Genomic DNA, 23,842 nt, shown 5'->3' on the forward strand with positions numbered 1-23,842 from the left:
TTTGGTCGTACAGAGAACATGTGCCATCAACGATGGTCAGGATCGAATTCTGTCCCACTGGTGTCGTCGTAGAATTTGTGACCAAGCTCGACGCGCTCTTCGGGTCGCACTGCGTCCCGCTTCTTCCTGGCTTCGCCCAAAAGATGAAGCGCCGCAGCTATCTCTTCATCGTTCGGCGGCTGTACGCCGGCCTCTTCCGGTGTCGAGAAGGTCTTTCCTGCAAACTTCTCACTCATCTCTACGCTACCTTTCGAGCATTTTAATGATCGTCCTACGTCTGCGGATTCACGCTGACCACGGCGTCGCCTGCCGCCGAACATCTGGGTATTCGCCCCGATCGCCGCGGTGTACTGGCCGTGTGCGTTGCGGGCGGCGTCGCTCATATCGGTGACTCCCTGCGCGAATTCCTGTGCCCCGGTCGCCCATTGGCGATGCGCTTCCTCGTATGCGGCGGCTCCCGCGCTGTCCCAGCCGTCGGCGCGCAGCTTGGCAACCGCACCACCGAGGGCGGTGAACCGCCGAGGAATTTCGCGAGGTTCGACATCCGCGTCACGATCGCGTCCAGCTCGGTCAGGTTCACCGAGTATTCGTCACTCATGGCAGATCCAAGCTCGTGAACCGGTCCGCCGACCGCAGGTCGTGGCCGGTATAGGTTTCGGCGGCGACACCGAGCTTGCCCGCCATGGTGGTCAGGGCATCGATGATCGTGTGGCCGCCTTCGGCGCATTCGTTCCAGCCGGTGCCGAAGGAGGTAGCCGCGGTACCGGTCCAACTGAGCGAATCAACTTCTCGCCCTGTCGATTCCAGTGCCGAACGTAAGGTTTCCGCTACATCGAGGGCGAACTTGCCCAGCGCTTGCACATCCTCGGGAACCACGAACAAGCCCCCTCACCAGTCATTGCCCAGCACCACCAACCCGTGTGCCCGTCCACGGCGGCTCAACAGCGTCGCGCCACCTACGGCCTTCGCGCGGTAGCCAATCAAGCAGGATTGGCCGACTAAAGCCTGCCCGTAACGCCTATCCCTCGTCAATTGGCTGTTCCAGGTCTCGGCGCGGGTCATGGGGTGGTTATTTTCGGTCATTTCGGCGGATTTTTGGCCGGGATTCACATGGCTGTCGCGGGTCGGGTTGGGGTTAATCAGACCGCGTAGTTCGGCGCGCGCCGATGCGCCGCGTCCAATCCGGGGTACCCAAATCGACTGCTGCTAATCTCCAGCAAACACGCTTCGGTACTTGCCGATTCAGCTTTCAGCTTCAACTTTTGCGGCAGCCGATCGTGTACCACACGGTCTCAAAATCATTCACTCGGAAGGGAATTCTGCGTGGCATTCTCCGGTGGACCTCGGACGACCCGGGACGGTTCCGTGGACGACACCAATGCTCCCGCACAGTGGCATATTTCGGCCTTCCATGTGCCGCGCGACGGCGCCGGCCATGAGGGGCTCGTGGGTCGGGTGCGTGAGTTACGCGCCCGAATCCTGTATGACCACGGTCGGCGGCCGGACTTCCGCGCCGACGACGGGTCGCATCGGGACGATCAGGACTTGGATTACGGCGCATGGCATTTCGTCGCTCGGCGAGATCCCGACGGGGAGCCACTGGGATACATCAGGCTCTCCACGCCGGTGACCGGTGAGCTGTTCCAGTCGCGCGCCTTCCTCGGCGACGACGAATATCGCAGGGTGCTCCGCGCCGAAGGGGTCGAGCCGAACGCGGTCTTCGAGCATAGTCGTTTGGTGGTCGAGCAACGATCCCGCAAACTTGGTTTGGGTGTGCATTTGAACGCTGTCGCCATCGGCGCGGCACACCATTTGGGTGCCGAGATCATGATCGGGACCTCCGGGACGAAGGACGGCCAGGATCGATTCCACGGGCGCTTCGGCTTCGAGCCGGTGCCGGGCACCCGCCGGTACGTCGAGCGATACACCGAGGACGTCGTGATTCTGGTGCACCGGACTGCCAGGGGCGCAGGGGAATACGCCGATCTCGTAGACATCTGGTCGGCGAACTTCCCCGCGCTGGTCGCCACCGACGGGGGCGCGTGGATCTCCCAACAGGCCGAATCCCACCCCGAGCCACGGGCGCTGCGCACGCTCGGCGCCGGTGCGATCGACAGCTGGCGTCCGGTGCTGTTCGAACCCAGGTACGCCGACGACCGCGCGGCATTCACCGCGCTGCTCGAATCCGGCCAGGTCACCTCGCTGCACGACACCATCGACACCCAGCTGATCGAACTGATCCGCAGCCGCGAACCACACCGCCGATTCACCGATATCGAGTTGGCGGACAAGGTAACCGAACAGCTCGCCGGTGCCGCGCCCTGGTCCTACGGCGCGTGGGCCTGGTATCCGTGGTCGGGGCGACTGGTGCACGTACTGCCTCGCGAGGAGTTCCGCCTGGTGCGCACCGATCGCAATCGAGAGAAGATCCAGCGCCCGGAGCAGCGCCGACTGCTCGGCCGCCGCATCGGGGTGATCGGGCTGTCGGTGGGCAGCAGCGCCGCGGTCACCCTCGCCCTGGAGGGGATAGGTGGTGCCTTCCGGCTCGCCGATTTCGACGAGCTGAGCCTGTCGAATATGAATCGGCTGCGAGCGGGCGTACATGACCTCGGGGTCGGCAAGGCGGTGCTCTGCGCCCGCCAACTCTATGAGATCGACCCATATCTGGAGGTCGAGATCCTGCCCGCGGGCCTCACCGACGCCACCATGGACCAGTTCTTCGGTGGCGACGGAGCTCCGATCGATCTGCTCGTGGAGGAGTGCGACACCCCGTATATCAAGCTCGCCGCCCGCGAATACGCACGCGCCGTGGGTATTCCGGTGGTGATGGACTGCAATGACCGCGGCATGCTCGATATCGAGCGATTCGATCTGGAGCCGGATCGACCGCTGCTGCACGGCCGGCTCGGCGATACCCGCGCCGATGAGCTTGCGGGGCTGACGGCCGCGGCGCGCGCCGAACTCATTCTGGCCATGGTCGACGCGGAGCGGATCAGTCCGCAGCTGGCCGCCGCGTTCCCGGAAATCGGCCGCACACTGAGCAGTTGGCCGCAGCTCGCCTCCGATGTGGCGCTCGGCGGCGCCCTGGTCACCGAGGCCGCGCGGCGCATCCTGCTGGGTGAAGCCTGCGAATCGGGCAGATTCTATGTGGACCTGGCCGAGCTGATCACCCCCGAGCGCAATACCGCGGCCTTCGCGGCGACGCTGTGAACGGGCCGGAGGAGGCGGCCGGTAACTGCGCCCTCGATGTCCGGTTGACCCTTCCGATCACTGTGGCGGGCAGTGGAATTCATCTGCCGGAGACGGTGGTCACCAACCGTCAGCTGACCGAGACGCTCGATACCACCGACGAATGGATAGTGCGCCGCACCGGAATTCGGGAACGGCGCAGGCTGGCCCCGGATCAGGCGGTGTCGGATATGTGCGTGGCCGCGGGGCGTCCGGCGCTGCTCGATGCCGGGCTCACCGCCGCCGATCTCGATGCCGTCATCGTGGCGTCCTATACCGGTGATCAGCCGTTGCCGTCCACCGCGCTGATCGTCAAGGAGCAGCTCGGCGCGGAGCGCGCACTACCGCTGGATGTCACCCAGGCGGCGTGCGCCAATGGGCTGCAGGCGATTCTGCTCGCGGCTCATCTGCTGGAGGTGTCGGCGCGCGCGGTGCTGGTGATCGCCGCGGACTGCGCGTCCCGGGTCACCGATCCACTGGAGCGGACCACCGGCGTGTTCTTCGGCGATGCCGCCGGAGCGGTGGTCCTGACCCGCGGCGCCGCGGCCGGGGCGGGGCTGCTGTCCTGGGATTTCGGCTCGAAACTCTCCTATGACGTGGAGATTCCGGCGGGTGGTTCACGCCTTCCGACCAGTGTGAACACCGTGGCGGATCGAACGCACTATCTGAGGATGGATGGCCGCGCGGTCTGGGAGACCGCGACAAGGGCGCTCCCGCACAGTATTCGGACCGCCGTCGACCGCGCCGGGTTGACCGTGGCCGATATCGACCACTTCTTCCTGCACCAGGCGAACCTGAATATTCTTCAGGCGGCCATGGCCGAACTCGGGGTGCCGATGGAGCGCGCGCCGGTCACTCTCGACCGGCTCGGCAATACCGGCTCCGCCGGGGTCTTCACCGCACTACATCAGGCCCGCACCGAGCATCGCGTCGGCGCGGGCGACACCTATCTGCTCTCCGCGATCGGTGCCGGATTCCAGTGGGGCACACTGTGTTTCCGGCACTCGTGACGGAATCGATTCAGCGCCAGGGGTCGAACAGTCCGTTGGCGTACGCGGTGAGCGCGTTCTGCAGGAAAGGGCCGAAACTCACTCGGGCAACCCCCAATTCGGCGAAGTAGGCGCGTCCACCCTGATCGGGAATCCCGATCGAGTTGATCGGCAAGGGCAGTTCACCGGTGAGGCGGCGCAGCACGTCGGGCTCATGCCGCCCCACCGGGTACAGCACATCGGCCCCGGCCGCCGCGGCGAGATTCAACCGTGCGAGCGCACTGTCGAGCCGCTCGGCCGGAGTGCCGGTATCGGGCCGCAGGAATACATCGGTGCGCGCGTTGATCACCAAGTGCACACCGGTGGCATCCGCGGCCCGGCGCAGTTCACCCACCAGATCGGCATGCTCCTGCGGCTCCCGCAGTCGCCCGCCCGCACTGTGCACGGTGTCCTCGATATTGAGCCCGACGGCCCCGGCCTCGAGCAGCCCCTCGATGAGGGTGGCGGGCTTCTGTGCGTACCCGGATTCGATATCCACCGACACCGGAATATCCACGGCCGCGGTGATCTCCCGAATCCGAGCCGTGACCTCGGGGAAGGTCATCCCCTCCTGGTCCCGCTTACCGAGCGAATTGGCCAGCGGATGGCTCCCGACGGTAATCGCCGCGAACCCCGCGTCCTGCACCAGCTTCGCCGACCAGGCATCCCAAACAGTAGGCAGAATCACCGGATTACCCGGCTGATGCAGCGCGAGAAATGTAGTGGCTTGCTCCGTGAGCGTCATACCCCGATCCTGCTCCTCGCCTCCGGATGACGAAAGGCGGGATACGTCACTGCGTGTCGAGCCGCCGGATCGGGCTTCAGGGGCCGGAGATCGCTGCTCGTACGCGATCGATCGCCGCGGGGGCGTCGGGGCCGAGCGCGGATACCTCCAGTTGGTGGCCGAGTGACACCCCGAGGGTCAGTACTCGGGTGAGGCTGTCGGCGGAGACCGGTCCCGCGCCGGTGGTGGCATTGCGGAGTTCGATATCGGCATCCAGATCACGCAGTGCGGCAACGAGTTCGGCTGCCGGGCGGGCGTGCAGGCCGTGCTGGTCGGTCACCTCGAGAACGGCGACGGTGCGGGGCGCGGTCGCCGGGGACGGTGGGGCAGGCGCGTCCGGGGCGGCGGGTTGGCCGAGCTGAGCGCGTTTGGCGTCCAAGGCGTTCTCGGCTTCGCGCGCGACTGTTTCGAGGTCGGCGCCGCCGCCCGCCGATGCCAGGGCGGCGATCAAACCCTCCACGAAAGGCGCGGTGCAGAGGTGTACGCGCACAGGCGATTCCAGGAGTTCGACCGCCGTTTCAGCGGAGAGTACGGCGCTGCCCAGGTCCATCAGGACCAGGACGCCGTCACCGCTGTCGGCGGCGGTGATGGCCTCGGCCACGGCCACGGCATCCGTTCCCAGGGCGTTTTCGTATGCGCCCGCGGCCATTTCGATGCGGACCGGCTGGGTGGGGAGCAGTTCGGTCGCCAGGGCTACGGCCGCGCGGGCGAGGGGGCGGCTGTGCGAGACGACCACCAGGCCGATCACCGCAGGGCCGCTCGTGCCGCGCGGAGCAGGAGGGCGGCGCTGGTGGCACCCGGATCCTGGTGTCCCGCACTGCGTTCGCCGAGATAGGAGGCGCGCCCCTTGCGTGCGATGAGCGGTATCGTCGCATCGCGGCCGGATTCGGCGGCGGCCACGGCGGCATCGAGAGCCTCGGTGGCGGACGCACCAGCCGCTACCTGTTTGTCCAGTGCGTCGGCGGCGGGGGCGAGCGCGTCGACCATGGTCTTGTCCCCGGGTTCGGCCTTGCCGCGCGCGATGACACCCTCCAGACCGGATCGGAGGGCGCGCGCGAAATCAGTTGTGTCCGAACCATTGTCGATCGCGGTGCCGAAACGCAGGAAGAAGGTGCCGTACAGCGGACCGCTCGCGCCGCCGATGGTTCGAATGAGCACCATGGCCATCTGTTTGTACAGCTCGGCCGGGGTGGCAGGAGTTGAATCATCCAGTGCCGCAACGGCCGCGGTCAGCCCCCGCCGCATATTGGTGCCGTGATCGGCATCGCCGATGGCGGCGTCGAGTGCGGTCAACTCCTCGGCGTGCGCATCGACCAGCGCCGCGAATTCGCGTATCCAGCTCGCCGCATCCACCCGCATCAGATACCCCACCGCAGTGCGGGCGTGCGGACCGGAGCGTCCCAGAGCGCTATGAGCTCCTCGTCCAGTCGCGTGAGCGTCACCGAACATCCGGCCATATCGAGTGAGGTGATGTACGAACCCACCAGGGAGCGTTCGATCTCCACGCCGTGCCCGCGCAGCAGCCGCGCCACCTCGTCGAACATGAGGTACAGCTCGATCAGCGGTGTGCCGCCCATCCCGTTGAGCAAGCACAGCACGCGATCACCGCGGGTGAACGGCAGATCCTCGAGAATGGGTTCGACGAGCATGGCGGCGATATCGCGGGCGGGGGCCAGCGGTACCCGGCGGCGGCCCGGTTCGCCGTGGATGCCGATGCCGATCTCCATCTCGTCCGCGCCCAGTTCGAAGGTCGGATGTCCGACCGCGGGGACCGTTCCGGAGGTCAAAGCCATTCCCATACTGCGTGATTCGGCATTCACCCGGGTGGCGATGCCCGCGACATCGGCGAGCGGACGCCCGGCTGCTGCGGCGGCTCCGGCCAGCTTCTCCAGAATGACGGTGGCGCCGACCCCGCGCCGCCCGGCGGTATAGAGGCTGTCCTTGACCGCGACATCGTCGTTCACCACCACGGAGATGACCTCGGTCCCGGTCTCCGCGGCGGCGAGCTCGGCCGCCATCTCGAAGTTCATCACATCGCCGGTGTAGTTCTTCACGATATGCAGCACGCCCGCCCCGGCATCGACGGCGGTGGTGGCGGCCAGTATCTGATCCGGGACCGGGGAGGTGAATATCTCCCCGGCGCAGGCGGCATCGAGCATGCCGTGGCCCACGAATCCGGCGTGCAGCGGTTCATGTCCGGAGCCGCCGCCCGAGACCAGGCCGACCTTGCCGGGCACGGGGGCGTCGGCGCGCAGTACCACCCGCTGTTCGGCGTCCACGCGCAATTCCGGGTGGGCGGCGGCCATACCCGCGAGTGCGGCATCGACCACATCGGCGGGATCATTGATCAGCTTCTTCACCGAATTGCCTCCTCGCCGGGCCGGTTCGGGTCCGCGACACTAGGTCGCTACGTCGTCCTCCAGTGTGCGCGCCAATTCGATATCGGTGACCAACTGCACCATCAGGTCCCGTAATTCACAGTCGGGGAGGTGATGGGCGGCGAATTCGAACGGTTCGGAGACATCGAGGCCGCCCTTGGTGGCCTCCAGAATCACCCAGGGGATACCGACATCGGCGACACCGAGCCGGTCACGGACGAGATCGGTGGTGTCCTCGACCAATCCGGTGCGGGCGGAGACGGCGGCGGTCATCTGTTCGTCGAGCTCGACCCGGCGCGCCTCCAGCGCACCCAGATCGGCGCCGATCTCCTGGGAGACGGTGGTGCGCACCGAGCCGTCGTCGAAGACCTGGAAGCCCTCGTTCACAGCCGTTGTGCCGAGCGCGATCTCGGTCTCGGCGAGATCGGGCAGCGTGCGCAGACAATCCAGCACCGCGTCCAATGCCACCACCAGGCGATCGCGAATATCGCGGCGGTGCACCAACTCCTGTTCGGCTTGTTCGCGTTCGGTGAGCACCTGCTCCACCGCACGCCCGATCTGGAAGGCCATGGCGGTGGACTCCGGGGCCCAGCCGCCCTGCGGGACATATTCGCCCTCGCCGGGAGTAATGGTGTCCAGAAAGCCGTTCACGGCGTCGAGGAGATCCTCCAATTGCGCCCGGGACACGGCGGGATGCCGGAAGGCACGCAAATACTGTTCGTGCGCTTCCGCGGGTTCTACCTCACCGTCGCTCACCCGACCGATCCTGCCACGGGTGCGCGGTGGCGCGTAGTAATGGCAGCAAACCTCTGGCGTGCCCTGTTCAGGGTGGGCACTCAGTGTGTCTGCTGCCCGCCCAGCTGCTGCATGACAACGGCCTGGATGCGCTGCAGTCCGCTCGGGGTCATCCCGCTCTGCAGCTGTCCCTCGATGGTGCGCACCAGGTGTGAATCGTCCAGGATCTTCTCACTGGACTGGATGAGCACCGTCCCGCTGCCGGTGAAGTCGAATTGCCGTTCCTCACCGGAGTTCACGCCGAATCGCGCCGCCCCGGCGGCGAGGAAACTCGACACCCAGCGCTGATCGTAATGATGGCTGGGGGACGGGCAGTCGGCCCAGCCGACCAGCGCCTCCGGGTCCACCCGCAGCGGCGGTTCGGCGAAGATGACGGGTCCGTTGGACGATGCCAGGAACCGGCCGGTGCCGATGAGCGTCAGAAATCCGGGCACGATCGACTGATTCAGCGACAGACCCGGTTCGAATGCCAGCAAATTCGCGGCACGGATGGTGAGATTGCCCTCGTCGAGGTCATAGGAGTTGATGTTGTAGCCACGATCACCGATGATCAATTTCCCGTGGCCCTCGGCAACCACATAGTCGCCGGTGAATAATGGAGCTGAAAACTGTTGCGACACCATGTGTAGCAGTCCGCCCTGCAGACCGTGTGTCAGTGCCCGGAACTCCATTTGCCCGTAGTACGCGATCATCGCTCCCCGGCGCATGAACCACGGTTGGCGCAGATCAATGCTGTAGGCATAATCGTTGCCCGGAAGATTATCGCTTTCAACAAGATTCATCGGATTGAGGAGGGTGCTCATGGCAGTCTCACAGCTTCTGTTCGGAGGCTTGCACGTACACGACGCCCTGGCCGGCGCAGTGCAGTTGCATGGCCTCACCCGACCCGCGACCGACCGCGTCCCGCCAGCTCAGCGCGGATTTCAATTCCGTCTGCACATTCCCGTAGGCCGCTACGAAAGCTTGCGGGTCGACCACGACGGGGTACTGCCCGCCGACCGGTAGCTCGAAGAAGCCGCCGTGCCCGAGCAGTACGGCACTGCCCTGTCCGGACAACTGCGTCGTGAACATGCCCGCGCCGGTGAGCATTCCGCTCGCCGCGCCCCGCAATGCGCCCATCAGGCCGCCGCCGCGCCCGCCCTGGCCGCCGCCCGAACTCAGCACCGAGACAATCGAACTCTGTAGTCCGGCGGTATTGGCGAGCAGTCGCGAGGCCTCCACCCGCAGGACCGCGCCCGGCTGCATCTGCACCACGTGCGTCTCCAAACCCGCGAAACCGTAATGCACTTCACCATTGCCCTGGGCCAGCATGGTGCGCTCGTGCTCACCGGCCATCATGCGCCCGGCCATACCGGCGAGCCCGCCCATACCGCCCATCTGACCCGCGCCGGGCACCTGATGCGGGGCGAAGGACACATCGCCGGTGTAGAAGAGCATCGCCCCGGTGCGCGCCACTACGCCACTGGCCCGCGACACATTCACCCTCACGACTTTTGCGTTGACCTGCTCGAACATTTTTCGCCCCTACCGTTCGGCGGGCTGGATCAACACCACGCCCTGCCCGTCCCAGCGCAGCGAGAACGCCTCCCCGCCACCCTGACCCATCACATCGCGCCACGACACATCGGTCACGAAGGACTGCTGCAGATTGCCGCGCGCCGCTACGAAGGCATCCGGATCCACCACCAGTGGATACTGCGGTGACACCTCCAGATGAATCAGCGGCCCACCCGCGGAGAGCAAGGCCACCTGACCCTGGCCGGACACCGTGGTGGTGAACAGGCCCGCACCGGTGGTCGCACCGCGCAGACCCGCGAAAGTCACATTGGTGCGCAGATTTCCGGCGAAGGCCAGCAGCTGCTGCGACTCGACCTGCAGGGTGTCGTTGTTCAGATCCACCACGGTCACGTTCTGACCGTTGATCGCGAAGAACACCCGGCCCTGACCCGAGCACTCCATGAGGGAGAGCGCTTCTCCGGTGGCGCGGCGCTTCAAACCCGCGACCACACCGTCGCCCCCGCCGAAACCGGCGCTCTTGAACTGCACATTGCCCTCGTAGGCGACCATCGATCCCGCGATCGCCCGGATGCTGGTCCCGGACAGGTGCGCCTCGATCACCCGCTTGGACTTCTCGAAAAGCTGTGCCATCGATTCCCCGTACTAGAACTGTGGCGCCACCCTAACCGATCGGGTCTGCGGCTGCCGCCGTTCATTTCTCGTAGAGTGGCAGCGAAAGCACCGACAAGCGAAGGGTCGACCTTGTCCGCAGCATTGGTGAAGGGCCAGAACGGCTCTCTGACCGTGAACGATGTGGTGATCGGCGTGCAGATCGCCGCGCCCGCGGATCTGTCCGCACTCCTGGTTACCGAGACCGGCAAGGTCCGATCGGACGCCGACTTCGTCTTCTTCAACCAGCCCAGTGGGCCCGGGGTGAATCTGCAGCCCGGTTCGTCCGGGCAGCCGGCGTCCCTGGTGATCTCGCTGGGCGCGGTGCCCGCAGGGATTCAGCAGATCCGCGCGGTCATCACCCTGGACGAGGCGGGCAACAACTTCGGGCGGATTCCCGCACCGGTCGCCACAGTCTCCGATCTCGGCGGAAATCCGTTGTACGAGTACCGGATCGAGGGGCTCGACACCGAATCCATCGTCATCGCCCTGGAGGTGTATCGGCGACAGGGCGGTTGGAAGGTGCGCGCGGTCGGGCAGGGGTATGCGGGCGGATTCGCCGCCCTCGTGACCGATCACGGCGTACAGGTGAGTCAGGCGCAGTCCCAGCCCGTCGAACCGGCCGCGCCCGCCGGTGCGTATCCGCCTGCCGCACCGGGCTATCCGCCGCAGGCCCCGGCCGCCGCACCCGCGCCGGTCTCGGATCCGAGCTCGGATCGCGATCTGCCCAAGAACCATTCGGTGAGCCTGGCCAAAGGCCAGCGCATCAACCTCCGCAAGGAGGGCGGCGCGGCCCTGGCCTACGTGAAGATGGGGCTGGGCTGGGATCCGGTCAAGCGCGGCGGCATGTTCGGAAACCGCGCCCCCGATATCGATCTGGACGCCTCGGTGGTGATGTTCGCCGACACCAGCCCGGTCGATGTCGTCTACTACGGCAGCCTGGCCGCCAAGGACGGCTCCATCCGCCACCAGGGCGACAACCTCACCGGTGAGGGCGAGGGTGATGACGAGGTGATCGTGGTCGACCTGACCCGCATCTCGAACCGGGTCACCACGCTGCTGTTCATCGTGACCTCATACAAGGGGCACACCTTCGAACAGGTGGCGAACGCGTTCTGCCGCCTGGTCGACGGCACCAACAATGCCGAACTGGCGCGGTACACCATGGCGGGCGGAATGCCGTTCACCGGTATGGCCATGGCCAAGGTGTATCGCACCGGCAATACCCAGGATTGGAAGTTGGAGGCACTGGGTGAGGGCTTCCAGGCCAAACATCCGGGTGAGGCCGTACCCCAGCTGGGGCGCTTCCTGCACTAACGCCCCGTCAAGGCGGGTCGGGGCCGCAGCAGCGGCGGCAGCCACGGGTGCGCCGGGTCGGGGGCGCGATCGAGAATGCCGCCGCCCGGATCGTCCACGCCGTCGCGGCGCACCGGATCGTCGCCGGGGCAGTAGATCTGCCGGATCACCAAGGCGCACAGGATGATCACCGTGATATCGCGGAGCGCGACGGTCCCGGTGAACCACTGTTCCGGAATGCCCTTCTTGTCGGTGCCGAGGTAGTAGTACATTCGCGGCACCCACACCAGGGCGTCGATCGTCATCCATGCCAACAGGATTCGCCGCTGCGGCAGCGCGAGCACCGCCAGCGGCACCAGCCACAGCGAATACTGCGGACTCCACACCTTATTGGTGAGCAGGAACGCCGCCACCACCAGGAACGCCAACTGCGCCAGGCGCGGTCGCCGCGCCGCGGTGAGCCCGATCCAGCCGATACCCGCACAGGCGGCGACGAACAGCAGCAGCGATACCAGGTTCAACAGGGCCGGGGTGTCCGTGGATTTCAGGACGCCGTCGAACCCCCGCCAGCCGGTGAACGAGGTGAAGACGTTGTACACCGAATCCGGGTCGGCATGGCGTTCGGTATTGAGCCGGAAGAACTCTCGCCAGCCCCGGCCGTAGAGCACCGCGATCGGGGCGTTCACCGCCAGCCACGTGATGGCCGCGCCAGCGACGGTCGCACCGGCGGCGCGCAGCGGACGCACTCCGCCCCAGCGGGATTCGTCCTCGTCGAGACGTTCGGCGCGCAGGCACAGCACCACGATCGGGCCGAGCAGCAGCAGCGGATACAGTTTCGCCGCCCCGCCCAGGCCCAGCAGCACCCCCGCCAGCACCGGCCGTTTACGCGCCCACGCGAGAAGGCCACAGGCCGCGAAAGCCGTTGCGAGCGTGTCGAAATTGGTGAAAGCGTGCACCAGCACCAGCGGTGACAGTGCCATCAGCGCGGCGTCCCACACCCGCCGCCCCGCCAATTGCGCTGCGGCCCAGATGGTTACCAGCCAGGCCAGCGCCAATCCGACGGCCACCACATTGAAATAGATGACCACCTCCAGCGCGCCGGGCAGCGGAGACTGCTTCCACGCCTTGGCGATTCCCATGGCGCCGTACTGATAGAGCCCGGACAGTACGGGATACTCCATATACCGGGTCTCGGGCTTACCGTCGGAGCCGAAATCGGTCCACTGCTTCTTGTACGGGAACGCGCCCTCGTTCAGATGCTCCGCGCCGTACAGCGGCACCGTATCCGAATAGCACATGGCCACGTACTGGCGGCCGTTGTTCCAATCCAGCCCGATCCCGCCCCCGCCGTCGGGGGCCTGCTGAATACAGCCCGCCTTACCGAACCAGCTGAGCGCCAGGAAGAGCACCGCGAACGCCATCAGCACCCGCATGGGCGTCCAGAATCGAACCCGCCCGATGAGCGCGTGATCACCGACCGGCCCGCCGATCAGATCACACAGCTGCGCGGTGAGCGTATCGGTGCGACTGGGCTTGTCGCGGTCGTCGACCGACCGCAGATCGGCGGCCAGCGGTGCGGGGGAGACGTACCGCACCGGGGCGGACGGGCCGGGTTCCGGTGCGCCACCGGCCGACTCGCCGAGGGCGGTCGACCGGTGTGCCACTTCCTGCTCGATCACGCCTCGAGGCTACCGATTGCGTGGAGTCCCGTTCCCGTTGCCACTGTCCGTCCCATTTCCATTACCGCCCCCGCCACTATTGGGCGTGGTCGTGAGCGGTGAACCATCCGATGGCGCCACCGGCTGCCCGGACATCGGACCCGCGCCCGGATCCGTCGAGGGCTGCGGTTGCGCCCGCTGCTGGTTCTGCGGATTCGGCGCGATACCTGGCACCGGGATCGTGATACCGGGCAGGATCTCGACCTGACTCTGGGTGATCACGGGCGGCAGAATCGGTGAATCCGTGGTCGAGGGCGCGGTGTACGGAGCGGACCAGGACGGCACGCCCGCCTGACCGCCGATACTGCTCGGCTTGGGGAATTTGCTCTTGGGCACACCCTCGAGCGCACCGTCCATCGTGCCCTTCCAGATGTCGGCGGGCAGACCGGAACCGTAGATCATGCCGCCGCTGGCGCTACGCAGTTTGACGCCCTGCTCGGTTCCGACCCATACGGCGGTAGACAACTCCGGAGTGAAGCCGACCATCCACGCGTCGCGGTTCTCGTCGGTGTCGCCGAGCTGGTTGGTGCCGGTCTTGGAGGCGGATTCGCGCCCGCCCGCCAGATTGTGATGACGCGAGTACGCGGCAATGGGCTTCATGGCGTCGGTGACGTTGTCCGCGACGGCCGCGGACACCCGCTGCTCGCCCGCGACGTCTCCGCGCTCCATGAGCACCGTGCCGTCGGAGGTCACCACCTTCTGTACGAAATGCGGTGCGTGATACATGCCGGACGCGGCGAGTGTCGCGTACGCGGAGGCCATATCCAGCGCCCGAACCTGGTACTGGCCCAGCACGATTCCGTTGTTCGGGCCGCCGCCACCCGGCTCGGTGAGCGTCTCGCCCACGCCCGGAATCGTCTTCGGAATGCCGAGCTTGTGCGCCATGTCGGCGATCTTCTGCGGGCCGTTGCCCGGCATGTCGAGCATCATGCGGTAGAAGCTGGTGTTCAGCGAGCGCTTCAACGCTTCGGCGATGGTGCACATGCCACAGGTCTCATTGGCGACGTTGGTGATCTTGATGCCGTTGACCGTGACCGGGCCGCTGTCGTACAACGTCGAGAGCGGTTTACCCATCTCGAGGTTCTCCGCCAGACCGAAGACCTTGAACGACGAGCCCGGCGGCAGACCGGCATTCGCGAAATCGTAGCCCCGGCCGTTCGAACCGCCGTAGTAGGCGCGCACCGCACCGGTCTTCGGGTCCACCGAAACGGCGGCGGTGCGAAGTACGTCCGGCTCACCGTCCATGGTCTTGTTCACCGAATCGACGACAGCCTGCTGCGCCTTCGCGTCGATGGTGGTGGTGATCTGCAGACCCTCGGTGTTCAGCTCGTGCTCGCTGATACCCGCGGCCTCCAGCTCCTGGAGTACCTGGTTCTTGATGAGGCCCTCGGGGCCGTCATCCATGGCCTTGTCACCTGCCGCCTGTGCCCCCGAAATCACTGCCGGATATTGCATGCTCGCGCGCTCGGACTGGGAGAGATTGCCACCCGAGACCATGCCGTCCAGCACGTAATTCCAGCGGGTCTGCGCACCCTTCGGGTTCTTCTCCGGGTCCAGGTTCGACGGCTGCTGAATCGTCGCCGCCAGTACCGCGCCTTCGGCCACATCCAGTTCGGAGACCTTCTTGCCGAAGTACGCCTTGGATGCCGCGTCGATGCCGTACGCGCCACGACCGAAGTAGATGGTGTTCAGGTACGCGGTGAGAATGTCGTCCTTGGACCACTGCCGCGCCATCTTGGCCGAGATCACCAGCTCGTGCAGCTTACGGCTGAGTGACCGTTCGTCACCGACCATGGCGTTCTTCACATACTGCTGGGTAATGGTGGAACCACCACCGGCACTGGCCTTTCCCATCACATTGTCACGCGCGGCGCGTGCGAAGCCGGAGATGGAGAAGCCGGGATTGGTGTAGAAGTCGCGATCCTCGGCCGCGATCACGGCGTTGCGCACGTGCGGCGGGATCTGATCGATGGTGACATCGGACCGGTTGCCCTCCGGCGGAACCACTTTGGACAGCACCGAGGTGCCGTCCGCCATGAACAGGGTGGCGACCTGATTGGTTTTGATGTCACCGGCTTTGGGTACATCCACGGTCGAGTACGCGACCAGGAACATGGTGCTGGGCGCGACGATGAACAACGCCATGATCACGTAGCAGACCCGGCGAACGATCTTCCATGGCGATTTCTTCTTCGGCCTGCGCGAACCACCGCCTCCGCCACCGGGACCCTCGCCACCGGGACGCCGCGGCGGCGGACCGCCCGGCGCCCCACCTTGGGGACGGCGATTCACCGCGGCGTTCGCACCCGTCGGCGGACGGGAGCGCTCATCGTTGCGGGTCCGGTCGGCGGTTCCCGCACCGGCGCGAGCCTGCACCCGCGGATTGCGATCGGAGACCCGTTCGGCGCGATCGGAGGTCGCGGCCCGCTGCAGATGCGCTGGAACGGCCTGCCGGCCACCGGTATTCATCTTCTGGGTGGCATCGGGCGCGGGCAGCTTGCGCGTCGCATCCGGCGCGGGGCGGCCACCCTGCGGCGGCGGACCCGGACGGCGCGGCGGCTGACCCGGCGGCGGTACGGGCGCGCGCATGGGCTGACCCTGGGGTCCGCGCGGCGGCAGCCCGCCCTGTGCCGGACGGCCCGGCTGATTCGGACCGGGCTGGCGCGCTCCCGGCGGCGGACCCTGCGGTCGCGGCGGCGGGTAGCCGCCGGGGCCGGGTTGCGAACCGCCACGCTGGGGGCGGCCGCCGTGCGGTCCGTCGTCATAGGGCGATGTCACAGCCTGGCTCTCCAATAACTCTCGATGCTTACGGTCCTGGCCTGCGTGGCGGAGCTCATGCGGCAATCAGCCGCCGCGGGCACGGGTGTACTCGCGAATCAGCAGTCGGCGCGGCCTCTCACTCGGCCGCGCGGCGGCGGGTGCCGGTTCGGCGGCGCCCGGTCGGGGCCGGAGCCTGGCCTGCCACATAGGACTGCACCAGGTGATTCCAACTGCAGGTCCGGCACACCTCGACCACGTGGACCGAGAACTCCTCGCGCGTCTCGGCCAGCCGGATCAGTTCCTCCGGGGTGCGGGCGGATCCCGCCACCGGTCCCAGCCCGTCACCGTAGACCCACGATACGAGAGTCAGCTGCTCTTTCCGGCAGATGGGGCATGTGACCTCGCTCCCGCGCCCATGGAATTTCGCCGCACGCAACAGGTACGGATTCGCATCGCACACCGACGAGACATCCACGCGGCCCGCGTAGACGTCGGCCAGCAGCGACCGGCGCCGAAGCGCATAGTCCACTACCTGCCGCTGTATTCGCACGCGACCCAGAGTACTTGCGGTGGCACACCGGCCGCACGCCCCAGATGGACTCTCAGGGTTCCGTCAGGCGGTACATGCGCGCGAAATATATCGGCGCGATATAGTTTGGAACTGCATCCATCGGTTAGATCTGCAAATAACAGTCAGGAGGGGGTGAGGCCCGATGCTCGAACTGGCAATCCTCGGGCTGCTCCTCGAATCTCCGATGCACGGCTATGAACTGCGCAAGCGGTTGACCGGACTGCTCGGCCCGTTCCGGGCCTTCTCCTACGGGTCGTTGTATCCGACCCTGCGGCGCATGCAGTCCGATGGCCTTATCGCGGAAGAGATTCCACCGGGGTTGACCACACGCCGTGCGCGGCGCGTGTACCAGCTGACTGACACCGGCCGGGAGCGCTTCGCCGAACTCCTGGCCGATACGGGACCGCAGAACTACACCGACGACGGCTTCGGCGTTCATCTGGCCTTCTTCAGTCGCACCCCCGCGGAGGCGCGGATGCGAATTCTGGAGGGGCGGCGGAGGCAGGTCGAGGAGCGCCGAGAAGGACTGCGGGAGGCGATCAAACGAGCCAGCGGGCAACTGGATCGCTACACCCGCCAGCTCCATCAACTCGGTCTCGAATCAAGCGAGCGCGAAGTGCGCTGGCTCAACGAGTTGATTGCTGCGGAGCAATCGACGAAGGCGGCACCACAGAAAGAGGGAAATAGCGGCCATGAGTGACATCAACACCGAAGTACGGGTGGCCATCGTAGGTGTGGGTAACTGTGCGTCTTCCCTGGTCCAGGGTGTGCAGTACTACAAGGACGCCGACGAGAACTCGACCGTGCCGGGTCTTATGCACGTCAAGTTCGGCCCCTACCACGTGCGCGATGTGAAGTTCGTCGCCGCGTTCGACGTCGACGCCAAGAAGGTCGGCTTCGATCTCTCCGACGCCATCTTCGCCAGCGAGAACAACACCATCAAGATCTCCGACGTGCCGCCGAGTGATGTCACCGTGCTGCGCGGACCGACCCTCGACGGCATCGGCAAGTACTACGCCGAGACCATCGAGCTCTCGGACGCCGAGCCGGTCGACGTCGTCAAGGCGCTGAAGGATGCCAAGGTCGACGTTCTCGTCTCCTACCTTCCGGTCGGTTCCGAAGAGGCCGACAAGTTCTACGCGCAGTGCGCCATCGACGCGGGTGTGGCCTTCGTCAACGCGCTGCCGGTCTTCATCGCCTCGGATCCGGTGTGGGCGCAGAAGTTCGTCGACGCGGGCCTGCCCATCGTCGGCGACGACATCAAGTCCCAGGTCGGCGCGACCATTACGCACCGCGTGATGGCCAAGCTGTTCGAGGACCGCGGTGTGCAGCTGGATCGCACCATGCAGCTGAACGTCGGCGGCAATATGGACTTCAAGAACATGCTCGAGCGGGAGCGCCTCGAGTCCAAGAAGATCTCCAAGACCCAGGCCGTCACCAGCAACCTGAAGAAGGATCTGGGCGAGGGCAATGTGCACATCGGCCCGTCCGACCACGTCGGCTGGCTGGACGACCGCAAGTGGGCGTACGTGCGTCTCGAGGGCCGCGCCTTCGGTGACGTCCCGCTGAACCTGGAGTACAAGCTCGAGGTGTGGGACTCCCCGAACTCCGCGGGCATCATCATCGACGCCGTGCGCGCCGCCAAGATCGCCCTCGATCGCAAGATCGGCGGACCGGTCATTCCGGCCTCGGCCTACCTGATGAAGTCCCCGCCGAAGCAGCTGGCCGACGATGTCGCCCGCGAGCAGCTGGAAGCGTTCATCATCGGCGCTGAATAAGCCTGTCGCCGAGGCAACTCGGTAAGAGCTGAGGAAGGCCCCGACCGGAATTCCGGTCGGGGCTTCGCCATTCACGAACGAGGGCCGCCCCGCGATCCAATCGCGGGGCAGCCCTTGGCTTTTCGGTGGTTAGTCGAGCGAGACGTACACCTCGACCGAGGTCGGTCCGGTGTAGCGCTCGATCTCGGCGGTGTGCGAGCGGGTGATGGTGCCGGCGTTCTCGGCCTTGGCGACCTTGGCCCATGCGGTGCGCAGCAGATCGTAGGGCTTGTCGGAGACCACGAATTTGGCGTAGCGGCCGGTGGGGACGCGAGTGACCACATCGCCGGTGTCGAGCTGGCCCAGATCGGGGAGTTCGTAGCCGAGCACGGCCACCGCGTGATCGTTCTGGCCGATATAGGCGGCGACGCGCTCCACCTTCTTCTCCCGGGCGAGATACCGGTCCCAGGTGAAATTGACCAGATCCAGGTCGCGTGCGGTGACCTCGCGCCCCGCCAGCGGGATGGTCAGCCCGCCGACGAGGAACGCATCGAGGGTGATGATTTCGAAATCCACAGCCCTACCCCTCCGCGCCGGGATGCAGCGCGACGAAAACCTCCACGGTCCGGGAGTCCGGATACCGTTCGAAATCCCCGGTATACGCGCGGGTCAGCGTGCCCGAGGCCTCCAGATCCCACACCGTGCGCCAGATGGAGGCGATGGTGTCGCCCAGATTGTCGCCGCTGCGGGTGAATTGCGCGAAGGTGCCCGCCGGGATCCGCGCCAGCACATCGCCGGGCAGCAGGTCGTCCAGGGTTTCGCAGCGGTAGCCGACGATATGGGTCAGATAGGAGCCGATCTCGGGTGCGTGATCGACATACGCGGTCGCGGGTGGTCCGGGCAGGCTGCGGGCGAGGTTCTGTTTCCAGGCCTCCTCGACCTTCGCACGGCGCGGTCCTTCGACCGCGAGTGCCGGGCTGCGTAGCACCGTTCCGGCCACCAGCGTCTCCGGGCGTTCAACTACATTGAAATCCACCGGCGTCGCCCCTAAGTCTCGTGCTGTCTCCGACCCCACCCTGCTCCCAACCCGCATCCTGCCACCGACGTCCGGAGTCGATGGCACCGGTGGCCGTTTCCACAATATCCGCGGCCGGGGGCGGATGGGTCCGGTAGTCGGGATTCATGATCAACAATGCCGCCGCCGAGTGCGCATCAGCCCGGTACCGGGATGCTCAGGCCGGGGAAGATCTCCACCTGGCGTGGCTCCGGGGCGGGCGGGATGATCACCACCGGCTCCTGCTGTGCGCCCGGACCCGGGTTGAGAATGTCGTAGTTCCCATTGCCGGGAGCCGCACCGGGCAGATCGCCCGGATTCGGGAACTGCTCCACCGGCGAGCCCTCCAGCGCGCCGTCCATGGTCTGCTTCCAGATATCGGCGGGCATTCCGGAGCCGTAGATGGCGGATCCGCGTGCGGTCCGAATCGGTTGCGACTGTTCGGTTCCCACCCATACGGCGGTGGAGAGCGACGGGGTGAAGCCGACCATCCAGGCGTCCTTGTTCTGCCCGGTGTCACCGAGTTGGGTGGTGCCGGTCTTGGCCGCGGACGGCCGCCCGGCGAGATTGTGATTGTTCGAGTACCCGGCGATCGGCAGCATGGCCTGCGACACGGTATCGGCGATGGTGCTCTGGATGCGCTGTTCGCTCTGCTGCGGATCGGCTCCGCGATCCAGCAGCACCCGCCCGTCGCCGGTCACCACCTTCTGCACGAAGTAGGGCGCGTGATATGCCCCCGAGGCCGCGAGTGTCGCGTACGCCGACGCCATATCCATCGGCCGAACCGAATACGCGCCGAGCACGATGGACGGCAGCGGCGGCCCGTCCTCCTCGGTCAGCGATTTACCCGCGACGCCCGGGATCTGCTCCGGGATGCCGGCCTGATGGGCCGCGTTCGCAATGGCTTTCGGGCCTTCGAACAGCGCCTGGGTGAGCCGGTAGAAGCTGGTGTTGAGCGAGCGTTTGAACGCCTCGCCGAGTGAACAGGTGCCGCAGGACTCACCGCCGACGTTATGGATCTTCTCGCCGTTGACGGTGAGCGGAGCACTCTCCAGCTTGTAGGAGAGCGGAATTCCCTGTTGCAGCGCGGCCAGCACCGCGAAGGTCTTGAAGGCCGAGCCGGTTTGCAGGGGCGCCTGGGCGAAGTCGAAGCCGATACCGTCCGGCCCGCCGTAGTAGGCGCGCACCGCACCCGAGCGCGGATCGATGGAGACCACCGCGGTGCGCAGTTCACCGGGTTGCCCGCCCATCACATTGCCGACCGCACCGAGCGCGGCCTGCTGGGCGCGCGCGTCGATGGTCGTGAAGATCTGCAGCGCACCGGTATTCAGCTCCTGTTCGCTGATACCGGAGGAGCGGAGTTCGCGCAGCACCTGGGCGCGGATCAGGCCCTCGGGTCCGCGCGGAATGCTGTCGTCGACCGCGGTGGCGGGGACGATATCGGGAAATTGGATGGCGGCGCGATCGGTACGATTCAACTTGCCCATCTCGACCATGCCGTCCAGCACATACGCCCAGCGTGCCTTCAGCTGCGGCAGATGCGTCTCCGGATCCAGGATCGACGGGGTGCGGATGACCGAGGCCAGTACCGCGCCCTCGGCCAGGGTCAGCTCCGGCGCGGGTTTGGCGAAGTACGCCTTGGCGGCGGCGGAGATGCCGTACGCGCCGCGACCGTAATAGATGGTGTTGAGGTAGGCCGCGAGAATGTCGTCCTTACTCCACTGCCGGGACATCTTGGCGGCGATGATGAGCTCGCGCATCTTGCGGCTCAGGGTCCGTTCGGAGGTGAGGAAGGCGTTCTTCACATACTGCTGGGTAATGGTGGAGCCACCGCCCGCATCCTCCTTGCCCATCAGATTGTCGCGCGCGGCGCGCAGGAACGCCGAGGTCGAGTAGCCGGGATTGGTGTAGAAGTTGCGGTCCTCGGCCGAGAGCACGGCCAGGCGCACCGGTTCGGGAACATCGCTGAGCGGCACCGGAATTCGATTGCCCTCCGGCGGAACGACCTTCGCGATGACGGTACTGCCGTCGGAGCTGAGGATGGTGGCGATCTGATTGGTCTGCACCGCGGAGGGATCGGGAATCTCCGCGCTCCAATAGGCGAGTCCGAGCAGCATGGCCGGGAGCACCAGGAAGATGACGACCAGTGCGGTGATCACCCTGCGGATGCGCTGCCCGCGCGAGCGTGGCGGGCGGGTCGAGGAACCGGGTCGCGCCGCGGGTTTCGCACGGCGGCGGGGTGTGCCGGGCGCGGACTGCTTACGCAGTGGAGTGGTCGGGAGCTCGTTCCACCCTGCCATGGTGGCGTACGGCGCCGGGTCGGTTCGACGCCGTTTGCGGGACGAGCTCACGATCATCTCCTTCCGGAGCGTCGAAAAAGCTTGTGTACGTCAAAGCGCCGCAGGCGCGGCGCGACCCATGCTAATCGACGCAACCGTCAGGATCAGGACTTCACGCCGCCCGCCGTCAGACCCGAGATGATGCGGCGCTGGAACAGCAGCACCATGATCACCAGCGGAATCGTGACAATGGTGCCCGCCGCCATGATGGCGGCGTACGGCTGCACGAGCGGATTGTTCCCGGAGAATCGCGCCACCGCGACGGTGACCGGTTCGGTCTTGTCGCTCGACAGCAGTCGTGCCAGCAGGTACTCGTTCACCGCGGCGATGAAAGCCAGGATGGCCGTGGTGAATACGGCGGGCGCGGCCAGCGGCAGCATGATCAGCCGGAACGCCTGGAACCGGGACGCGCCGTCGATGCGCGCGGCTTCTTCGAGCTCCCAGGGCAATTCGGTGAAGAACGACGCCAGGATGTACACGGTCATGGGCAGCACGAACGAGATGTTCGGAATGATCATGGCCTGGTAGTGCCCGATCCAGCCCAGATCGGTGAAGAGCTGGAACAGCGGGGTCACCAGCACCACGACCGGGAACATGGACGCGCTCAGAATGAGTCCGGAGACCACGTACTTGCCGCGGAAGGTCAAGCGCGCCAGGGCATATGCGGCCATGACTCCGAGGACCAGCGCTACCGCGGTGGTGGCCGTGCCGATGATCACGCTGTTGAGCAGCGCGCGCCCGAAATCATTGCCGCGGCTGGTGTCGAAGGCGTCGCGGAAGTTGTCGAGGGTGACGTGCGTCGGCCACGGCGTGTTGTCGAAGGTGTAGGCCGGATCGCGCAGGGCGGTCACGACCATCCAGTAGAAGGGGCCCAGGCCCCACACCAGCACGATCAGCGCGCCCAGGTAGACGCGGCCCGAGGCCAGCCGTTTGGTCCACGGAACCGGCTGTGCCACCCGCTCTTTCGTGACGGTGGCGGATGCCTTGCTCATTTCGATGCTCATCAGTGCGCCTCCCGCTGCTCTTCCTGGGTGCGAACCGCGTTCGCGCCCAACACCTTCACCAGCAGGAACGCCACCGTGAAGATGAGGAAGAAGGTGATGATCGACAGTGCCGAGGCGCTGTTGGCGCCTTGGCGCACCTGATCGACCACCAGCATGGAGATGGTGCGGGTGCTCGGATTGGACTGGGTCAGGATGGCGGGCAGGTCGTACATGCGCAGCGCGTCCATGGTGCGGAACAGCACCGCCACCAGCAGTGCGGGCTTGAGCAGCGGCAGCGTGATCTGGGTGAAGCGCTGCCAGGCGGAGGCGCCGTCGACGCGGGCGGCCTCGTACACATCCTCCGGAATGACCTGCAGCCCAGCCAGAATCAGCAGCGCCATGAACGGGGTGGTCTTCCACACGTCGGCGATGATGACCGCGAAGCGGGCGGGCCAGGCGTCGGCGGTCCACAGGATGTGGGTGCCGAAGACCCGGTTCACCACACCGTCGTACTGGAACATGAACTCCCACAGGCGCGCGGTGACCGCGGTGGGGATGGCCCACGGAATCAGTACCGCGGCGCGCAGCAGCGCGCGACCCTTGAAGGTCTTGCCCATGATGACGGCCATACCGAGTCCGATGGTGGCCTCCAGCGTCACGGTCACCACCGTGAACAGCAGGGTGACGCCGATGGCCATCCAGAACTGCGAGCCGAGATTGCCGGTGGGGCAGTCGACCGTCGCGCCGAGTGAATCGGTGCACTGCTGCAGCAGCCAGTGCTTGTAATTGTCGATGCCGGCGCCGCCGCCCTCGACGAACATGCCGGTGGCCTTGTCGATTCCGGCGTCCTTCTGGAAGGACATCCACAACGCGCGGACCACCGGATAGCCGACCACCACGGCCAGTGCGAGCAGCACCGGGGTGACGAACAACCAGGCACGCCTGGATTCGGCGAACTCCGTGCGCAACCGGCCCATACGGGAGA

Annotated in this window: 23 protein-coding genes and 1 pseudogene; 5 read left to right on the forward strand and 19 right to left on the reverse strand. The window is 66.3% G+C overall.

Annotated elements, in window-relative coordinates:
• Positions 1-26: 26 nt before the first annotated feature.
• From OHB26_RS12060 to OHB26_RS12070, 3 genes and pseudogenes are all read right to left on the reverse strand, one after another.
• Positions 27-383: a hypothetical protein gene (locus OHB26_RS12060; RefSeq protein ID WP_330184260.1), complete on the reverse strand. Its 357-nt coding sequence runs from the start codon at positions 381-383 to the stop codon at positions 27-29.
• Between the two features lie 18 nt (positions 384-401).
• Positions 402-587 (reverse strand): annotated as a pseudogene (locus tag OHB26_RS12065) (hypothetical protein); the annotation flags it as partial.
• 7 nt (positions 588-594) lie between these two features.
• On the reverse strand, positions 595-876 hold the full coding sequence (locus OHB26_RS12070; protein WP_330184261.1) for a WXG100 family type VII secretion target: 282 nt from the start codon (positions 874-876) through the stop codon (positions 595-597).
• A 489-nt stretch (positions 877-1,365) separates the two neighbouring features.
• Here OHB26_RS12070 and OHB26_RS12075 point away from each other — a divergent pair, with 489 nt between their 5' ends.
• On the forward strand, positions 1,366-3,210 hold the full coding sequence (locus OHB26_RS12075; RefSeq protein ID WP_330184262.1) for a ThiF family adenylyltransferase: 1,845 nt from the start codon (positions 1,366-1,368) through the stop codon (positions 3,208-3,210).
• A complete protein-coding gene (locus OHB26_RS12080) occupies positions 3,207-4,238 on the forward strand; it encodes a 3-oxoacyl-ACP synthase III family protein (protein ID WP_330184263.1) in 1,032 nt (343 codons plus the stop codon). The genes OHB26_RS12075 and OHB26_RS12080 overlap by 4 nt, the downstream gene beginning before the upstream one ends.
• A 10-nt stretch (positions 4,239-4,248) precedes the next feature.
• On the opposite strand, the gene OHB26_RS12085 is transcribed toward OHB26_RS12080, so the two are convergent.
• The 8 genes from OHB26_RS12085 to OHB26_RS12120 all read right to left on the reverse strand — a co-directional run bounded on the left by OHB26_RS12085 (position 4,249) and on the right by OHB26_RS12120 (position 10,361).
• On the reverse strand, positions 4,249-5,001 hold the full coding sequence (locus OHB26_RS12085) for an isocitrate lyase/PEP mutase family protein (protein WP_330184264.1): 753 nt from the start codon (positions 4,999-5,001) through the stop codon (positions 4,249-4,251).
• A gap of 76 nt (positions 5,002-5,077) precedes the next feature.
• Positions 5,078-5,788: a dihydroxyacetone kinase phosphoryl donor subunit DhaM gene (dhaM, locus tag OHB26_RS12090; protein ID WP_330184265.1), complete on the reverse strand. Its 711-nt coding sequence runs from the start codon at positions 5,786-5,788 to the stop codon at positions 5,078-5,080.
• Entirely contained in the window at positions 5,785-6,399 is a 615-nt protein-coding gene (gene dhaL / locus OHB26_RS12095; RefSeq protein ID WP_330184266.1) for a dihydroxyacetone kinase subunit DhaL, read from the reverse strand. Before dhaL ends, dhaM begins: the two co-directional genes overlap by 4 nt.
• A complete protein-coding gene (dhaK, locus tag OHB26_RS12100; protein WP_330184267.1) occupies positions 6,399-7,400 on the reverse strand; it encodes a dihydroxyacetone kinase subunit DhaK in 1,002 nt (333 codons plus the stop codon). Before dhaK ends, dhaL begins: the two co-directional genes overlap by 1 nt.
• Before the next feature lie 39 nt (positions 7,401-7,439).
• Entirely contained in the window at positions 7,440-8,174 is a 735-nt protein-coding gene (locus OHB26_RS12105; protein ID WP_330184268.1) for a hypothetical protein, read from the reverse strand.
• Positions 8,175-8,254: 80 nt separating this feature from the next.
• The gene (locus OHB26_RS12110; RefSeq protein WP_330184269.1) at positions 8,255-9,016 is read right to left on the reverse strand and encodes an AIM24 family protein; all 762 of its coding nucleotides are present in this window, start codon (positions 9,014-9,016) and stop codon (positions 8,255-8,257) included.
• A 7-nt stretch (positions 9,017-9,023) separates the two neighbouring features.
• Entirely contained in the window at positions 9,024-9,728 is a 705-nt protein-coding gene (locus OHB26_RS12115; protein WP_330184270.1) for an AIM24 family protein, read from the reverse strand.
• A 9-nt stretch (positions 9,729-9,737) separates the two neighbouring features.
• Positions 9,738-10,361 carry an AIM24 family protein gene (locus OHB26_RS12120; protein ID WP_330184271.1) on the reverse strand — a complete coding sequence of 208 codons (624 nt, stop codon included), beginning with the start codon at positions 10,359-10,361 and terminating at the stop codon, positions 9,738-9,740.
• 111 nt (positions 10,362-10,472) lie between these two features.
• Here OHB26_RS12120 and OHB26_RS12125 point away from each other — a divergent pair, with 111 nt between their 5' ends.
• Positions 10,473-11,696: a TerD family protein gene (locus OHB26_RS12125; protein ID WP_330184272.1), complete on the forward strand. Its 1,224-nt coding sequence runs from the start codon at positions 10,473-10,475 to the stop codon at positions 11,694-11,696.
• Here the strand turns inward: OHB26_RS12125 and OHB26_RS12130 are convergent.
• The 3 genes from OHB26_RS12130 to OHB26_RS12140 form a co-directional block, all read right to left on the reverse strand.
• Positions 11,693-13,270, reverse strand: a complete 1,578-nt coding sequence (locus tag OHB26_RS12130; protein ID WP_330185605.1) for a glycosyltransferase family 87 protein — start codon at positions 13,268-13,270, stop codon at positions 11,693-11,695. The two genes, OHB26_RS12125 and OHB26_RS12130, sit on opposite strands and share 4 nt — an antisense overlap.
• 93 nt (positions 13,271-13,363) lie before the next feature.
• Positions 13,364-15,982: a transglycosylase domain-containing protein gene (locus tag OHB26_RS12135; RefSeq protein ID WP_442943007.1), complete on the reverse strand. Its 2,619-nt coding sequence runs from the start codon at positions 15,980-15,982 to the stop codon at positions 13,364-13,366.
• 307 nt (positions 15,983-16,289) lie between these two features.
• Positions 16,290-16,703 carry a DUF5318 domain-containing protein gene (locus tag OHB26_RS12140; RefSeq protein WP_330184273.1) on the reverse strand — a complete coding sequence of 138 codons (414 nt, stop codon included), beginning with the start codon at positions 16,701-16,703 and terminating at the stop codon, positions 16,290-16,292.
• A 163-nt stretch (positions 16,704-16,866) separates the two neighbouring features.
• On the opposite strand from OHB26_RS12140, the gene OHB26_RS12145 reads away from it, so the two are divergent.
• The gene (locus tag OHB26_RS12145; protein WP_067574917.1) at positions 16,867-17,424 is read left to right on the forward strand and encodes a PadR family transcriptional regulator; all 558 of its coding nucleotides are present in this window, start codon (positions 16,867-16,869) and stop codon (positions 17,422-17,424) included.
• Complete coding sequence (locus OHB26_RS12150) at positions 17,417-18,502, forward strand: inositol-3-phosphate synthase (protein ID WP_330184274.1); 1,086 nt, start codon at positions 17,417-17,419, stop codon at positions 18,500-18,502. Before OHB26_RS12145 ends, OHB26_RS12150 begins: the two co-directional genes overlap by 8 nt.
• A gap of 129 nt (positions 18,503-18,631) precedes the next feature.
• Here OHB26_RS12150 and OHB26_RS12155 read toward each other — a convergent pair whose 3' ends face one another.
• The 5 genes from OHB26_RS12155 to OHB26_RS12175 form a co-directional block, all read right to left on the reverse strand.
• Positions 18,632-19,057 (reverse strand): GyrI-like domain-containing protein, encoded by a 426-nt coding sequence (locus OHB26_RS12155; RefSeq protein WP_330184275.1) that lies wholly within the window; start codon positions 19,055-19,057, stop codon positions 18,632-18,634.
• Positions 19,058-19,061: 4 nt separating this feature from the next.
• Complete coding sequence (locus OHB26_RS12160; protein ID WP_330184276.1) at positions 19,062-19,517, reverse strand: GyrI-like domain-containing protein; 456 nt, start codon at positions 19,515-19,517, stop codon at positions 19,062-19,064.
• Positions 19,518-19,693: 176 nt separating this feature from the next.
• Positions 19,694-21,892 carry a transglycosylase domain-containing protein gene (locus OHB26_RS12165; RefSeq protein ID WP_330184277.1) on the reverse strand — a complete coding sequence of 733 codons (2,199 nt, stop codon included), beginning with the start codon at positions 21,890-21,892 and terminating at the stop codon, positions 19,694-19,696.
• An 86-nt stretch (positions 21,893-21,978) separates the two neighbouring features.
• On the reverse strand, positions 21,979-22,878 hold the full coding sequence (locus OHB26_RS12170; protein WP_442942921.1) for a carbohydrate ABC transporter permease: 900 nt from the start codon (positions 22,876-22,878) through the stop codon (positions 21,979-21,981).
• Complete coding sequence (locus tag OHB26_RS12175; protein WP_330185608.1) at positions 22,878-23,834, reverse strand: carbohydrate ABC transporter permease; 957 nt, start codon at positions 23,832-23,834, stop codon at positions 22,878-22,880. Before OHB26_RS12175 ends, OHB26_RS12170 begins: the two co-directional genes overlap by 1 nt.
• Positions 23,835-23,842: the final 8 nt, after the last annotated feature.

The organism is Nocardia sp. NBC_01503 (assembly GCF_036327755.1).
Classification (GTDB): domain Bacteria; phylum Actinomycetota; class Actinomycetes; order Mycobacteriales; family Mycobacteriaceae; genus Nocardia.